The following is a 15,893-nucleotide window of genomic DNA, read 5'->3' as shown; positions in this document are numbered from 1 at the left end:
TTATTACTTGTAGGGACGATGGATCCATAGGTGTGCAGGTGGCCGCATTAGGCCTTGCAGGGAGAAAACGCGCACCAGCCGCCTGGATGAGAATCTGCATTGGTCGGCAAGGCGGATTTAGGCTCAGAGGCGGGTCTGGGAGAGCAGGCAACTTGCGAGCACGAGCAGCTTGAGCATGATGGCGACGAGGAGATCTTGGCTATTTTTCCTGCGGCTTTGAATGTGTTTGCTAAGCGAGCAAGAGCGGGGGGACTGAACCGCGCCGGGTTTGCCGGAGACCGTTTGGTTTAAGTTATGCGGCCATAGCTGGTGCGTCCAGCATGGCGTAGTATCGTTCTTCTGCCTCTGCTGGCGGAATATTCCCAATGGGTTCCAGAAGACGGCGGTGGTTGAACCAGTCGATCCATTCGAGCGTGGCGAACTCCACGGCTTCGAAGTTGCGCCATGGGTCCTCGCCGATGGATGACCTCGGCCTTGTAAAGACCGTTGATCGTTTCGGCGAGAGCATTGTCGTAACTGTCGCCAACGCTTCCGACAGACGGCTCGTGCCCGCCTCCGCCAGCCGTTCGGAATAGCGAATGGACACATATTGCGAGCCGCGGTCGGAATGATGAACCAGCGCGCCACGTTTAACGGGCCGCCGATCATGAAGCGCCTGGTCGAGGGCATCGAGCACAAAGCCCGCATGGGCCGTTCGGCTTGCCCGCCAACCGACGATACGGCGGGCGAAGGCATCAATGACGAAGGCCACGTAAACGAAGCCCTGCCAGGTCGCGACATAGGTGAAATCGGATAACCACAGCATGTTCGGCGCTGGAGCGAAGAACTGTCGGTTCACCCGGTCGAGCGGACATGGAGCGGACTTGTCCGACACGGTGGTTTTGACTGGCTTGCCGCGAATGACGCCTTGAAGCCCCATCATTCTCATAAGCCGAGCGACGGTGCAGCGGGCGATGTCGTAACCTTCTCGCTGCAACTGCCGCCAGACTTTGCGCACGCCATAGACCTGGAAGTTCTCGTTGAACACCCGACGTATCTCGACTTTCATGGCAATATCATTCCGTTCGCGGGCCGATAGGCGGTCCACGTCCATGCGCTTGGCGATAACCTCATAATAGGTGGACGGGGCAATCGGCAGCAGTCTGCAGATCGGCTCGACCCCGAGCACCGAGCGGTGTTCGTCGATGAAGGAGATCATCGCTTCAGTGGGCGGTCGAGCTCCGCCTGGGCAAAATACGCCGAGGCTTTGCGTAGAATCTCATTCGCCTGACGAAGCTCGCGTTTCTCTCGCTCCAGAGCCTTCATCTTCTCCGCCACGTCACTCGGCAAACCTGCACGCTTGCCGCTGTCGACCTCGGCCTTCTTCACCCATTCATGGAGGGTATGCGCCGAGCAACCGATCTTGGCCGCTATCGATGATACCGCCGCCCAGCGGGGGGGGATGTTCGGCTTCATGCTCCGTCACCATCCGAACGGCGCGGGCACGAACTTCAGGAGAGAATTTGTTCGTCGTCTTGCTTGTCATAGACCCTACTTCTCACGAGTTGGGGGCTCCGGCAAACTCGGCGCGGTTCATTCTGACAAGACCTCCATACCTACGACCCGGCCCGTGAAGGGCTTGAGCCGCTAATCGAAAAGGTGTGGAGTTATTGCGAGGCCAACGGGATCGCCGCGAAGACTGTGACGCTCAAGTTGAAATATTCTGATTTCGCCCAGATCACCCGCAGCAAAACGGTTCCCACACCGCTGCCGGTAATCGCCGACCTGAAGGAGATCGTCAACCTTCTGCTGGTGCCGATCTTTCCGCCCCGAAAGGGCATTCGCTGTGTTCCGGCGTGCAAATTTGGCCTAAAGCTCGTCAATGCCAATGATTGTCGTGGTCGTGGTGCGCGCCGGTCAATGCGTTTTTGAAATAACGGTTATAGTATTCGAGGTCGACGTGATGCACCTGTATCCACACGCCGGGAACATGAATTGCATCGACATGCGCGGGGAAGCGACCATGGGTATCATATATGTACTCGCAAATGTCCGTCACGCACTCAATCACGTCGCTACTGTACTCGGCGGCCTCGGTTAGGTAACGATCGCCAAAGTCATCCTTGTAAATTCCCTTGAAAAGGGCCGCATCCTTGTAAATCCCCTGTGAACCAAACTTGGCCGAAACCACTTCGTCCACGGCTTCTCTCATGTTTTGATAGTTCGGGGGGGACTTCGCCTTGATAAGGTCGCGGTCTCCCAGTCGCAGACCAACCGGATGTGCCCTGAGGCTGCTGTATTTCGGCAGCGGCACCTGCCAGCGTAAAATGTCGAGCAGTCGCCATTTCGGCACAGCGAAATCGAAACCTAGCATCGGACCGTAGCTGTCCCGGAATTTTGGATCGCCGAGCAGTACCGGCGGGCTGATGGAGGCGTGAATATAGGCTCCTAGGCCCATGGCATCAGCGACCAACATGAGATTCTGGAGCAATAAATCTGCTTCGATCTGGGTCCGTAGGCTACCGATGACGCCGAGCGGCACCTTGATCTCTTCGTTGAGAAATCGATTCTTGACCCATTTTCCTACGCCGGCCCTAAGATAGAAATTACGATCGTCAACGATTGTTGGTCGGTGTCCTTCGGGCTGTGTCAAGAGATACATCAGGCCGTTAATATATTGATGTGACAGGTCTACGACGGGAAAAAGCACCGTCGTGCCGGGCAGGTTCGACAGCAAGCGATTGGAATCGAGATAGGCGGGGAATTCGCGGTTTGCCGTATCCAGTCTGCCATTGCTAATTTTCACTTTCGCTCGTTTGGCATGTGCGATTAGTGCCTCCGGTTCGAACGATAATGGTGGGGTGAACGGAACCCTGTCGATGAAGTATGTGCCGGTATCGTTGATGAGGAAGAAATATGTCCCTTGGGCATTGTCGGGGCTGCCGGCCGTTCGCCCTTCCATATGGACATTCGGCTTTGCCATTACGAACTCGCCGGTGACAGGATCCTCAAACGGCCTGTCCGGCATTGTAAGGCCGGTAAGGCCAGTCATGGCGATTAAAATTGCCTCTTCGAGGTCGGTAAGTGGCACCGGTTTTTGGGTGGATTGATAGGTCATGGTGCCTGCTTTGATCAGGGGAACACCTCGGCCGATCCGGTGCGTACGCCGTTGAAGAATCGTCTGGATTAATGGGCGCTCGAGCAATCGCTCAAAACCGGTTTTGTTTGTCTCCTCGCTGCTCATGTTTCCTCCCCAGCCTCCGAATGTGGCGTCGACGACCCAGCTTGGCCGTCTCAGTATTGGACGGCGCGCTCACGTACCCACAGCCGAATGGCCAGGGATAGCGAGATCACGGCCGCAAAAATGATCCCAAGAATATGAACCGGACCACTTCGCAAAAACAGGAAGGTGGTCGCGAATATTAGAAAAGTAAGCGTGCGTACAGCGATCTGGAAGCGCGCCGCGGGCGGGGTCCGGCTCGGCGCAAACCATAGAAGCAAAACATCCAAGCCCCACAGGATAACGAGCAGGAAATTTATGCTGGCAATGGGAATGCCCATCTGCACGAAGGTGTCCTTAAGCCCGTTGAATATTACGAATATGGCCCAATAAGCGTGAACAAGAAAAAGCAGATAAGCGAAGGTCCAGAACAAGTGTACGACGTTGGCCATGCGTTGGGAGAGCGTGCGGTAGGGATAGAGCGCCAAGCTCGGGAGAAGCATGAGACTTGTCACCCAGATAGTGGCTTTCGTGCGACCGAGATCGACGTCGTCCAGCGTCGTCTCCGGCCAGAGGAGCGCAAGAACCAGCAGTACGCCAAACGTCACGAACGCCAGCGAGAACTGCGGCAGAGTTATACTGTTCGGAGGCATGGCCTTCATGGGCTCGTTCCTGACGTTAGAGCATTTTCAAATAGTCAAGCAGCGCGGCAAGATCGTCCGGATTTCGTTTCGGGTCGTCATAGGCCCATGGATAGTCATGTCCCCTGTTCGAGTTGCCGATCTGAGTCGTATCGAACGTGAAGTAATTTCGATCGTCAGCGCTTTCCGGAGAGCGAAAGCCGACGTCGGCCGGATCGTAGGTGTTATCGCCCCGATAAAAGACATCTCTACGCTTCCTGAGATTAATCAGTTCAGCCAACGTCATGACACTGCCGTTATGGAGGTAGGGGGCACGCAGGAACATCCCGTCCAGCGGCGCGTTTACGTAGCCCCTAATGGATGTCTCCTCCTCTTGTCCACGCTGGGGCCAAATATCCTCTCGCTTAAAATGGAACGGGTGCTTGTCGGGGAAGAGCGCAAACATTTTTTCGGCGAGAGGTCCATAATGACGAAACCGCACGCGTTCCGGATCGGTGTTGAGCTCACCGGCCGGCACGACTTGGCCGGTCTTCTCGCCGTTGACCCAAGCCCCGGTCGAATCCCGATCGCCGTGGCAGGCGGCGCAATATTGCCCGTAGACTTTGCGCCCCTGCAGGATACGTGCAGGATCGATCGAGGCCGCATCTTCCGGGAACATGTCGGAATAGCGCAACGGACGCAACGTCTTCGTGAAATCGCTCGCTTTGCGGATATTGTCGGCAATTTCCGGCTTAGCCATATTAGTGACCGTGGCCCCGGCTGCGAGCGCCGCCAGCGAACTGCGGGCATATATGTCGCCGATCGACCCATCGAACTGGGCGCGCGCGCGATGATCCTCCGAAAAAACCGTGGCAATCTTCGTGTAGACGGGCATATCGTTGCCAGGCCGGTCGAGCACAGTGCGAACGAGAGTGCGAAACGGTTGGGTACGTGTTGGACCCGTCGGTGTTACGTCTGCATCGCGGGATCGGTAATTTCCGATCGGTTCGTCGAAGCGCGGCAATCCTGCCTCGATCCGAGCGCGAACCTGGCGAAGCCATAGCCCAATCAACAGGCGTTGTATCGAGCCCAGCGTTTCACCCGTCTTGGCTCTATACGAATCGCAAATGCTGTCGACGGTCAGACGATAGGGCCGTTCCATGTCCGTTTCGCCATCTCTTTGCGGCTTCACCCTGGTCAAGACCGCCGCCTGAAATGCATCGATCCAGGCGAAGAGATTGATCGATACGCTGCCTGGTCCGTAGACGACGACGCCCTTGCTCTCCTCACTTTTGCGAATTCGCGTGGTGTGGCAAAGAGCACAACTGAAGCCGACGAACGGGACAGGCGACGGCGCCGCGGAACCGGGGCGGTAGTTGCTGGTCGCAAAGCCGAGTGGCAAACCGTTATTGGCCTCCGGGTTGTCATACGGCAAGAACCCGAATTGCTTCACCCAATCGCCGGCATCCGCACCGGCCGGCTGAAAATGCTCGGGAAACAGGTCGGGCAGTACCAAAGCGACCGGTAGCGGCATGAGTTCCGTGCCGATGGTGCCATTTTCGAACGCATCCTTTGGATCCCGGATAGTTGGATGCACCCAGTCGCCTTCGAGCCTGATGAATATCCCCGTTGCAACAAGAGTGATGAGTACAAGCAGGTTGACGCTCACCAAGAGGAAGCGAAAGAGCCGGTATAATCTGTCGCGGGAAATTGGCATGGTGTGCCCCTCAAGACAGGATAGGCCGGAAAGGGGCGAATGCACTGGCAGTGCGCGGCAATACCGGGGCGAGTTGCGGACAGTGACGCAGGATGATGCTGGTCATACCGTTGTTCTCGATCCAATCGAGCCCCAGGGGCGAGTAGATTTCCGGCCGAAAGTCGACGGTGAGAAAACGGTCGCTCTGCAACCGTCGGGAGGCCATCAGAATAAACACGCGAAAAGCCGTATCGCTGAAGCCGAAACCGTCCGGCGGAGGCTCAGAATGCAGGCCGACCATGGTGTCCACCATGTCGATATTGCCATAGAGAACCTGCATTGCCCGCACCGTTTCTGGATCCGACGACAATTCCTCCCAGTTGCTTAAACGCGGCTTGTGCAACGCCTCGCGAAAGTCATTGAAGCGAGGAATTCCGCGGTGCCTATCCCTGACGATGTCGACGACGGAAAGATCGATAATCTCCTCCACGTCGCCTGACATCCGTTTAAACTGGCGTAACGCATTGGGGTAATTATGCAACGTGATTGCACCGGGATGTGCGATTCCGAGTGAATAGATGACATTGTGGAGCCGAAGGTGCCGCATTTTGGCATCGGTTCCCGCACCTTGAATGTCGGCGAAGCCCAATGTTTCTGTTCGCGCACCGGTCTCATAGTTGAAAAACTGATAATCGTCGGGAATGAGCGGATGGAGACGGTAGACCGAAACGAATTCCTCCGTCAGCGAGTACGGGATGCCGTGATGGTCGGGCACAGTCTGCGGAATGCCTTTGAGTTCGTGCGTGTCGAGCATCCAGATGCCGAGCTGCGTGAGCCAGTCCTTAGGCGCGCCGTACCAGTTCGCCGGCAGGCCGACTTTGATCGCCCGCGTCGCCAGAATAGCTGGCGTCCACTCAATGGTGTGAATCTTTGCGATCAGAGCCGATACAATCAATCGAGCGGTGTTGTAGATCCGGTCCGGCTCCCAGTCCGGATATTCGCGCATCAATGCTTCGGCGAGCACGTTGTGTTCACGAGCAAACAGCGTGTGCATCATACTGAGGCCCAGCCACCAGCTTTCGTTGAAGCCAGTGACGTTCATGCCGTTCAATTCGGTCGGCAGATAGAGATCCTCGGTGAGCTTAAGACGACCTCCGTCTCGCAGATCCAGCGCTTTTTCCGCTGTATTGCCGTAAACCTCTGAACCGTCCCACCACGGTGTCGTCATATTTTTGAAAATGGGGTAGCCGCCGGCAGCCATGCGGAAAACCTCATTGCCAGCAATGCGCATAAAAGCCTCCGGCTGACCGCCTGTGGTGCTCTTCCAGAGCTCTCCGTTCGGCATTCGCAATGCAATGTCGGTCTCCGCATTCCCGAGACTATGGCGCTTGTGGTTGACCCAGTCATGCACCTGGAACTGAATCCAGGCCGCGGCAAGCACATTTAGCGAGCGTGCCGGAATGAAAGCCTTTCGCGTCATCAGTTGGCGACTGACTTCGATTGGGTTCGGCTGCCCGAATAGCTCTGGCTTGTAGACCGCTCGCATCGTACGGCCGAACGTCGCTCCCTCCGCACCCATCCGCGGGTTTGAGAGATCGTTGTAGGTACCGTCGAATGTCCGCTGAGTGCGGACCGCCTCGGGAATTACTGGCGGCTGCGGGGTCGCCTGCGGTGGTGCATCCGGCAATTCGGTGTCAAACAAGTTCTTTGTGCGTAGCTCTTCCCGGAGAATGGAGATGTTAAGCAGGCTCATGCGCCAACCGAACCTATACCAGGGCACGTGTGCATTAATCGCCTTAAACAGGGCCGCGACAGCCCGGGCAATCACGATGTTGCGTAGCGGCTTCCGTTCCCGGAACCGTTGGTTCAAGCGATGCGCGGAGCTGGCCGTATAGGCTGCCTTGCGGACACGGTTGAGATTGCCCAGCGGGCGAAATGTCTCGGTCGTATTCCAAGGATTGAAGCCAAGCTGGTCGACAAGCCGCTCCATCGCCCTGCCAGGCGCCGCATCGATGTCCTGCGACGGAATGGTCAGCGTTGCGACCCCGATCGGCCTCGATGCGTCTTCCGTCCACTCGACCGCACCATCCTCGATTGGAGTAAGTTTCTCATCGACATAGCGCTGCAGCAGGAAATCGAACTCGACAGGGCCTTCGCGAAGCCGCTCGGCAATCTCACGATGTAGAAAGTCAGGGTCAGTTGCCGAGGCGGGCTTTGCCGCGGTCGTCTTGGCGCTTGGACGCAGCAGGAACCGAACTGGACCTGCTTCATTGCCCCAGAGAAGAGCGCCTCGGCTCCAATAGCCCTCTGTGGCTAGGCTGTCGACGACGCGCGCTCCCCTCAGGACGTTTCTGAGCATCCTGAGGGTTTCGGAAAAGCCGACTGCGAGGACGAGGCGCGGCAAAAGCAGCAGCTTCGAGCCGGACATCGCCTTGGCGAACGCCACGAATTGATAAGCGTTGCGGGCATGAGAAACCGGAAAATTCGTTGCGAGGAAATCGTGATATTCGTTCTCGGATACTTTAACGCGTAGCGCTATCCCACGCATATCCTTCTTGAAGTCGGCCTGACGGACACCGTTGGCGTTGGAAAGCCGCACGGTCACGTCGTATTGCTTGCCACGCTCAAAAAAACCGACTTCGAGATCTTCTGGAATATTAGGCAGAATCTGAAGTTTCGCATTGTCGACACCAAGTATACATTTCGCGTGAAACGCGCGACTTATGTCGCTTGCTCGGGCGTTCGCCCTATTGGCAAGTTGCACATCCATGATATCGCGTGCCAGCTCTGCAAAAAGCAATGCTTCCGCCTCAGGGTTTCCTCCCTCGTAATTTTCACGCCAGATATGGCCCGAAGACATGCACATCCCCCTGCACAAAAAGCATTGCTAAGAAAAACAAGAATGCGCGACTGGCCATTTTCAAACGCAGGCGTAGCTCCCCACACAATACGCAGGGCTGCGCAAGCTTATCGCCAGTCAGGATACTCGAATAAATTGCGAATTTGATGATAGCACCAATAATGGGAAAATAAAGTGCCATTAGCAAAGACCTTTTTCTCCCCATGACGGCATCGCAAGGGGCACTGGTTGGCCTAATGACTTCAACCAAAGGCGATCAGAGCGTCGGCGGCTTGAATACAGCCAATCGGAAATGCCAAGCGATCATCTTGCGCAGGGTTAGAGGCGGTTGCGGCAACTTCCCGACATAGTCAGCCGAGGTTTTGCGGCACAGCTCTGCCGCCTTTGCGCTCCAATCCGGAAATCTCTCTGCTTTTTCATTTGTCCGTCGGGAAGGTGCACCGATTTCGTGATAGCTGAATGACCGCAATTGACCCGTAGTTGCCGCATCCATCATGGATGCGACCGTTGCCTTCGAATATCCGATTCGGTCAGGGGCGAGTGGCACGCCGCTTACGATGAAACCTGTGAAGCAGAGACTTCGCTGCTCGTAGCGGGAGGCAACGCGCCGGAAGTGTTGCGGCCATTGGAGCACCTCTCGATGCAATAGCCGAAACAGTTCAGAGGCCGTCAGTTGCCGGAGCCATTCCCCCGGGGCGGGGCGGTCTTAGAGCTGACCGATGCCCGCATCAGTGCGAGAAAAAATGAAGAACGAAACGCCAAGCCTCGTTGCCAATCCCGTCCCGCGCTTCTTGCTGCTCGCCAATCGTCGCGATCGGCATTATGGTGCTAGCGCAGTTGCAACACTCTTCCACAAGCTTGGCGCAATTCCATGTTTCTATCCTTGTCGAGGTTGCCTTGCAAAGGAAAACCGCTTTTATGGACGCCTAAATAAAAAGGACGCCTGCAATGAACGAACCGCTCAGAAACCTCCTCGAAGCCGCCAGAAAAGTGCAGTTGTCGAAGAGTGACATTGAAGTCCAGCGTCGCAGCTTTGCATACGGCAACACTCATTTCGAAAATGAGATGATAACCCGCGAGTTGGTCGATCGCGTCGCCGACGAGATGGCAGATCAAAAGAAACATGACTGACGCTACGCGCCGCCACAGCGTGGCAACCGAAGCTTATTTGATCATGGATGAGAAGGCGCGCGCCGAAGCCGAAGCCCGCAACGGCCTTCTCCAGTTCGACCTAGCGCGCGACATGATTGTCGATGCAATCGACAAAGGGGAAAAATGGAAGCTTCGTCCCTCGATGCTACTGTCGCTTCACCGTGAGGCATTGCAAGGCATTAGCATCTATGCCGGCAACTTCCGGCCCGCTGAAGTTTCAATTGAGGGCAGTAAGCACAAGCCTGTCGGGGCATTTCAGGTCCCTGGACTCATTGAGGATTTGTGCGATTATGTCAACGACAACTGGACCGAAAAGACAGCCGTGCATCTTGCGTCGTTCGTGATGTGGCGGCTCAACTGGATCCACCCCTTCAGTGATGGGAATGGGCGGACATCGCGCATGGTGTCCTATTTGGTTCTTTGCGTAAAGCTTCAATTGCCCCTACCCGGGGTCAAGACCATCCCGGACCAGATTGTCGATAACCGGCGCCCGTACTTCGACGCTTTGGAAGCGGCCGATGCGGCTTCAGAAGACGGTGCCTTCGATCTGACAAAGATGGAAGAACTCATTGAGGGCATGCTCGCTACCCAGTTGGCAAGCGTCCTGGAGACCGCGACGGGAAAGCATTTTCTTTCCTGATCGAGGAGGCGTGGCCGGGACGACAGACCAAGTCTTCCGAAAGGCGGCCTGACCGTGGTTGTTGTAGTGCGGCGGCGCGCAGCAGCCGCGGCCAGTGCGGGGGATCGCCCAGCTACACTTGGGACGCCGCGCACCCACGTTCTCTGTTCTTCCAGAGGCCGACCGGCTTGCGTCCTGCCAGCCGAAAGTGAAATGGGCGCGGTCGTGCTGCCTGCGGCGCCTCGGCACCCCACGTCCTCACTATTTGCCCGTCGAGGTCCGGATTTCGCCATGGAGGGAGTCGATGATTGAGCATTCGTACGCATCACCGTTCACCATAGTCCGTTTTAGACGCTTGACGAGGAGTCACCGCGGATTCATAGTTTCGCTGGTCCGTCCCGGTTCGATTTCTGTACCAAACCGTTTCGATGATATCACAGGCGGAACAGTTCGCGACCAATGCAAAGCCGAGGAAATCAATTCATGGACTTCCCATCGCTCGCCCTTGACGCCGCCATCGAGCTCGACAAGTTGGAAAAGCGGCAGCCGGCTGATCTGGCGACTATCCAGCGCTTCGGTCACTATCTTGAGGCGCCGCCGAGTGGCGGACGGCCTGTCAGTCTTTTCGCCCTGAGTGAAAACCCGGTCAACGTCGAGATCCTCAACTCAGCGATCTTTCACACCGAAGGCGCCTCACTCAGCAACTTCAACGATCTTGAACAGTGGGTCAGGGATCTCGTCGCGCAGGCAAAAGCCATCGCCGCCGGTGAAAGCACCGGCAGCGAGGAGATTGGCTCCCTCAAGCGCTTCTGCCTGTCATTGCATCAGGTTCTTCTCGAGGAACTGACACCCGCGCCCGACGACGAGTGGATGCCGGCATATGACGAACGGGTCGCTTGACATCGATTTCGTGCGGCAGAAGCTGCTGTCGGTCATTGACCAGATCAAGCATCTGCAGACATCGGAGTTTCCCTATCAGGAATCGAGAGAAGCTCTTAAATTGCTGGCCGATCTTTACGGTCGGGAACTGAACCGGCTTTCCGGGATCGGGCCAACGACTGACCATACAATACGCCAGCAGGTAACCGCGCAGGTCAATGCCTACATAGCGCGCTATTATACCGTTCTCGGCTTTATCCTGCGCTCGACTAACGTGCGCAATGCGTTCGAGATCTACGATCCGCTTCTGCGCATGAGCCAGACTATCTACGGGCCGGAAGCCAAGTTGATCGTCAGCTCGGAATGGAGCTTTTCGCCGTTTACTTATCCCGCGATTACTGACGAATTCCCCAATCTCATGTTCATAGGGCTGCCAGCGACCGAATCCGGCAACCCGTTGATCGTTCCTCTTGCCGGTCATGAACTCGGCCATTCCATCTGGCGCAAGAAGCCGCACCGCAGCCCCCACCTTTCTGCCCTTGACGCAACATTGCAGAGCCGCCTGGTTGGCGAATATCAAAACAGCTGGAGTGAATTCCAGCAGTTGTTCGACGTCCAAACCAAGCCGGCCGACCTGTTGAGCGACCTTTTCCTGCGCAGCATCTGGGCGCGCTCCTACCGGCTGGCCACGCGCCAGATTGAAGAGCTTTTCTGCGATATCATCGGGCTGCGACTGTTCGGTGAAAGCTACCTTTATTCGTTCATCTACCTGATCGCGCCGCACACAGGCGAGCGCGCCGCCTACTATCCGTCCTTGGGCTCGCGGGTCACGGCACTCGAAAGCGCAGCGAGAGCGTTCGGGATCACCGAGCCGCCGGCCTTCTCGGGCTATTTCATCGATTTGCCGAAGCGGCTACAGGCCAACGAGGCGTTTTGCCTGCGTATGGCAGATCAGGCGTCCACCGCGATGATCGAGGATCTGATCGCCGCCGTAAGTGGTCACGTCGCCCGCACCGGCCTGGCTTTGCCTTCCGACGCCGAGCGCGATCGAATTGTGAAACAATTCTGCGCCCTGTCACCGGCAGCATCGACGACTTCGATCGGCGATACGATCAACGCAGGTTGGGCGATCCGGCTCAACTGGGCGCATTGGAAGAATTTCAACTTCCGCGAGGACACTAGACTGGAAATCCTCAACGATCTGGTGTTCAAAACCATGGAAGTCATGGAATTTGAGTCCCGCACGAGGTAATCTCTATGTTGAGCAGCACTGGATTGATCGGCCGGCTCAATCTCGCTCCTGGCGCCGACGGAGGCATGCTGGCAATCGTGCCGCGCCCTGATCTTGGACGGCTGGCCGCCGTGGGCGCCGCGTCGCTCGATCTGCGTCTCGGCCGATGGTTTCGGACACTGCGGCACTCGCGCACCTCGCTGTTGCGCGTCAGTGAACCGGATGAGGATCCGGTTCCGACCAAGGAACATTTCGTTCGATTCGGCGAGGAGTTCATCCTGCACCCGCACAATTTCGTACTCGGGACGACCTTGGAGTGGATGCGCCTGCCGGCGGATCTCGCCGGCTATGTCACAGGGAAATCGTCACTCGGACGGCGCGGTCTGATTATCGAGACGGCAGCCGGAATCCAGCCGGGGTTTGCTGGCTGTCTTGCCCTCGAATTGAGTAACGTCGGAGAGGTGCCGATCGCCCTGCAGCCGGGAATGGAGATCTGCCAGATCTTCCTCCACGACGTCGGCCCGGACGCAAAGTTCGCAAAGAGCCAATTTACCGGCCGCCGGAAGCCGGTTCTCGGCAATGTCCGGTCCGACGACGTACTCAGGCGGCTCAGCAGCAAATGATACGGCACCAGGGTTAACGGGAGAAAGCGAGCCCGCCTCTATAATCTTGCTGGTCATGTGACAAGACCCGGAAGACGTGTTGAAACCGGCATGCAATCGTTGCTGTAAAGAATGTCAGCAGTATTGTTTATATTGCTGATTCATACAACCATGGCAGCGTATCCTCATTGCAAAATCGAAAAATAAGAGACATAAAGTAGTATCCTTGGGGGGCGATACGGTGATTGAACTTGATATCCTGCGTTCCGTCTGTGAAGCCTGCGACGCCGAAGATCCCGTTCTCCGGCCAGGAATTATACGCTTCGAACTGGAGTTGAAGCGGCCAGATGACGCTGGCGGGTTGGAGGCCCACATCGCCGGTTTGCTGAAAGACGGCCGCTTCGTCCTTCAGCCGCTCGATCCCTTGCTCCCGACGTTCTATGTCCTGCAATTTCCTGGCGTTGCGCGCACCATCGCACCGGACCGCCTATTCGCGATTGCCGACTACCTTGCAGGTGAACTCGAACTCGTGTCCTGCACGCCCGACATCGGCTCGACACTTTACGCCGAGCCCGATGCCCATAGGCTTGACCGGACCAATCCGGAATCAGCGGCTGTCGATGCCCTTTGCTGGTCGAAGGCGTCGGCCCCCACTGATTTCCACTGGTCGGCAAAGGCGGTGCGCGCGCCCGAAGCCTGGGCGATTTCGCCCAAAAAGGGTGCGGGCATTATCGTCGCTCAGCCCGATACCGGTGTCGCCAGTCATCCCGAACTGGATACCGAGGCGCTTCGCTTCGATCTCGCCATCGACATCGTTGGTGGAGATAAGGACCCCGCTGATCCCCTTGATCCGTCTTTTGCCAATCCCGGACATGGAACGGCCACGGCGAGTGTGGTCGTAAGCCGTGAACGTGGCCAGATGGTCGGAACGGCACCAGCAGCGAGCCTTGTGCCGATCCGTTGCACGACCGACGTCAAGATATTCGACGGGACCCCGGTGGCGGCCGCCATCCTTCACGCCGTGAAAATCAAGGCCGACATCATCACCATGAGCCTCGGGGGGATCTTCTCAAGATCGATTTCGGCTGCCATCGGCGTCGCCGTCGATCGGGGACTGATCGTGCTTGCCGCGGCAGGAAATTGTGTCAACTTCGTCGTCTATCCGGCCTCAGACGACCGTGTCATTGCTGTGGCCGGTGTCGATTCGAACGACAAACCGTGGAAGGGAACCAGCGCCGGGCCCAGTGTGACGATCGCCGCTCCAGCGGAGAATGTCTACGTGGCACGCAGGACACCGAATGATCTCGGCATCGGCACGGTTAGCGGTGGGCAGGGGACCTCCTTCGCGGTAACGACCACCGCCGGCGTGGCGGCGCTATGGCTTGCGCGGTTCGGACGCGACAAGGTTCGGGCGGAGGCCAAGCGCCGCGGCGTCAGCGTCCAGGCGCTCTTTCGCGCGGCACTGACGGCGACTGCACGGCGTCCCGCCCGCTGGAACAGCTGGCTTTACGGTGCCGGTGTTGTCGATGCCGCTGCCTTGCTGCGCTTGGCGCTGGCGAAGATCCCGGCAGCAACCGGGAATGAAATAGCACCTGAAGCCGTTCCGGATGCGCCGGAGAGCGCCGCCGTTGCGCAAGTCTTTGCCGATGCCCAGAGCACGGATGTGGTTTGGGCGCGTTACGGCGCAGAGGCAAGCTACCTTGCCGCCGACGCCTGGAGGCGCGGCGACGCCGGGCGCTCCGCGCTGCTCGAAACCCCTGCCCGGCCGCTCCCGTCACCAGGGCTTCAAGCCAAGGCGCCCACCGTCTTGAAACGAAGCCTGCGATTTGCGAATGCAGTTCCACATCTCCAAGCTCCGATTCTTGCGCCCACACCGCCTGCGCGCCACCCTCTGACAATAATTGCGCCGTTGAAGCCTGGCCAGGAAAGCACTGCAGAAAACGCGCGCGCAAGTCTTGCCGGGACGGGTCTGAGGGACTTGCAAGATCTCATCGAAGGCACGCTGACGCAGATCGAATCCCAGACGGAAAGTACCCCTGAGGCAACCGCCGCACGCCGCGATCTGTTGAACAGCACCGAAGCGGTCGTCCGCCAGCTTGCCAGCGATGGCGAGGCGGCGCTTTCCATCGAAGGCAGAATCGTGACCGAGGCGCTTGTCCGGCTGAAGGGCCGCCCAGCCTTCAAGGTGGAGGATGGCGCGATCTCCTCGAAGCATGCCGAATTCACCGATTGGAGTGCGCTTCTGACGGCGGCCAAGCAATATCTGCCCGCCCTTTGTGCGAGCGTCGGCCGCATCGACGTTGCGGGCGCACATGTCGGTACGGGATGGGTCGCCGGTCCCGGGCTCGTCGTGACCAACCGCCATGTGGCAGAGGCCATCGCGGACGTCGTCGTCAAGAGAGGTAGCGGATCGAAATGGTTCATGCGTGACGGTGTCACGATCAATTTCAGCGACAACGGAAGGGGCAACGAATTGCGTTTCAAGGTCAAAGGGGTTGCCGCTGCTGGTGATGCCCAAATTGGCAGAAGCGTCGATTTCGCTCATCTTGACATGGTGGTGCTCGACGTCGAAACGGAGAACACTACCGCGAAGCTCCCCGCGACCGTGGGGCTGACGGGCGATCCCGGCGAAGCCGCAACTTTGCAGGATATCGCGGTGGTCGGTTATCCTGCCCGTCCTGATCGGTCCGCTCTGGAGGATCCTTCCGGCAAGGAAGCTACTGAGACGATCGGAGGCCGTCTGGCGATGATCTTCGGTCTCGACTATGGCCGGAAATATTTCAGCCCGGGCACCATCGTCCAAGCGGCCGGGGGCGTGAAGGCGGACGGCAATCACTGGATATTCAGCCATGACGCGACAACGCTGGGTGGCTCGTCAGGCTCCGCAATCATTACCTTTTCAAACGATCTTCCGATCCTTGGCCTGCATTTCGCAGGCCAGGTGATGACCGCCAATTACGCTCACTCTCTGGCCGCAGTGAAACAATCGCCATTTATCGGGGCGGATGTTACCGAACGGATGGTATGGAGATAGG

The 15,893-nt window shown here is 57.6% G+C and carries 13 protein-coding genes, 2 pseudogenes and 1 other annotated feature; of the genes and pseudogenes, 8 read left to right on the top strand and 7 right to left on the bottom strand.

Annotated features, from left to right (window positions below):
* Positions 1 to 99 precede the first annotated feature (99 nt).
* Positions 100 to 291: a hypothetical protein gene (locus PYR71_RS28420; protein WP_016737380.1), complete on the top strand. Its 192-nt coding sequence runs from the start codon at positions 100 to 102 to the stop codon at positions 289 to 291.
* 1 nt (position 292) lies between these two features.
* Here PYR71_RS28420 and PYR71_RS28415 read toward each other — a convergent pair.
* A pseudogene (locus PYR71_RS28415) lies at positions 293 to 1,525 on the bottom strand (IS3 family transposase).
* Positions 1,124 to 1,240 (bottom strand) — a sequence feature (AL1L pseudoknot). It overlaps the preceding pseudogene by 117 nt.
* Before the next feature lie 56 nt (positions 1,526 to 1,581).
* Between PYR71_RS28415 and PYR71_RS28410 the strand changes: the two are divergent.
* Positions 1,582 to 1,824: pseudogene (locus tag PYR71_RS28410) on the top strand (DinB/UmuC family translesion DNA polymerase); the annotation flags it as partial.
* A 34-nt stretch (positions 1,825 to 1,858) separates the two neighbouring features.
* Here PYR71_RS28410 and PYR71_RS28405 read toward each other — a convergent pair.
* The 6 genes from PYR71_RS28405 to PYR71_RS28380 all read right to left on the bottom strand — a co-directional run bounded on the left by PYR71_RS28405 (position 1,859) and on the right by PYR71_RS28380 (position 8,871).
* Complete coding sequence (locus PYR71_RS28405; RefSeq protein WP_016737376.1) at positions 1,859 to 3,223, bottom strand: hypothetical protein; 1,365 nt, start codon at positions 3,221 to 3,223, stop codon at positions 1,859 to 1,861.
* A 50-nt stretch (positions 3,224 to 3,273) separates the two neighbouring features.
* Complete coding sequence (locus tag PYR71_RS28400) at positions 3,274 to 3,861, bottom strand: hypothetical protein (protein ID WP_009991263.1); 588 nt, start codon at positions 3,859 to 3,861, stop codon at positions 3,274 to 3,276.
* Positions 3,862 to 3,877: 16 nt separating this feature from the next.
* A complete protein-coding gene (locus tag PYR71_RS28395; protein WP_016737375.1) occupies positions 3,878 to 5,536 on the bottom strand; it encodes a c-type cytochrome in 1,659 nt (552 codons plus the stop codon).
* 10 nt (positions 5,537 to 5,546) lie between these two features.
* Positions 5,547 to 8,375: a peroxidase family protein gene (locus tag PYR71_RS28390; protein WP_199287286.1), complete on the bottom strand. Its 2,829-nt coding sequence runs from the start codon at positions 8,373 to 8,375 to the stop codon at positions 5,547 to 5,549.
* Positions 8,350 to 8,556, bottom strand: coding sequence for a hypothetical protein (locus PYR71_RS28385; RefSeq protein ID WP_016737373.1), 207 nt, complete (start codon positions 8,554 to 8,556; stop codon positions 8,350 to 8,352). Before PYR71_RS28385 ends, PYR71_RS28390 begins: the two co-directional genes overlap by 26 nt.
* 75 nt (positions 8,557 to 8,631) lie before the next feature.
* Positions 8,632 to 8,871: a hypothetical protein gene (locus PYR71_RS28380; RefSeq protein ID WP_125462013.1), complete on the bottom strand. Its 240-nt coding sequence runs from the start codon at positions 8,869 to 8,871 to the stop codon at positions 8,632 to 8,634.
* Positions 8,872 to 9,323: 452 nt separating this feature from the next.
* Here PYR71_RS28380 and PYR71_RS28375 point away from each other — a divergent pair, with 452 nt between their 5' ends.
* From PYR71_RS28375 to PYR71_RS28350, 6 genes are all read left to right on the top strand, one after another.
* A complete protein-coding gene (locus PYR71_RS28375; RefSeq protein ID WP_009991623.1) occupies positions 9,324 to 9,506 on the top strand; it encodes a hypothetical protein in 183 nt (60 codons plus the stop codon).
* On the top strand, positions 9,499 to 10,167 hold the full coding sequence (locus PYR71_RS28370; RefSeq protein ID WP_016737371.1) for a Fic family protein: 669 nt from the start codon (positions 9,499 to 9,501) through the stop codon (positions 10,165 to 10,167). Before PYR71_RS28375 ends, PYR71_RS28370 begins: the two co-directional genes overlap by 8 nt.
* Before the next feature lie 462 nt (positions 10,168 to 10,629).
* Positions 10,630 to 11,046 (top strand): hypothetical protein, encoded by a 417-nt coding sequence (locus tag PYR71_RS28365; protein ID WP_016737370.1) that lies wholly within the window; start codon positions 10,630 to 10,632, stop codon positions 11,044 to 11,046.
* On the top strand, positions 11,027 to 12,277 hold the full coding sequence (locus tag PYR71_RS28360) for a hypothetical protein (RefSeq protein ID WP_016737369.1): 1,251 nt from the start codon (positions 11,027 to 11,029) through the stop codon (positions 12,275 to 12,277). The genes PYR71_RS28365 and PYR71_RS28360 overlap by 20 nt, the downstream gene beginning before the upstream one ends.
* Before the next feature lie 5 nt (positions 12,278 to 12,282).
* Positions 12,283 to 12,879, top strand: a complete 597-nt coding sequence (dcd, locus tag PYR71_RS28355) for a dCTP deaminase (RefSeq protein ID WP_016737368.1) — start codon at positions 12,283 to 12,285, stop codon at positions 12,877 to 12,879.
* A gap of 220 nt (positions 12,880 to 13,099) precedes the next feature.
* Positions 13,100 to 15,892, top strand: coding sequence for a S8 family serine peptidase (locus PYR71_RS28350; RefSeq protein WP_125462012.1), 2,793 nt, complete (start codon positions 13,100 to 13,102; stop codon positions 15,890 to 15,892).
* Position 15,893: the final 1 nt, after the last annotated feature.

This window comes from Rhizobium mulingense, from assembly GCF_029194105.1.
Lineage (GTDB): Bacteria > Pseudomonadota > Alphaproteobacteria > Rhizobiales > Rhizobiaceae > Rhizobium > Rhizobium mulingense.
Note: the sequence above shows the minus strand (reverse complement) of the source record. Positions and strands in the feature narration are given on the sequence as shown.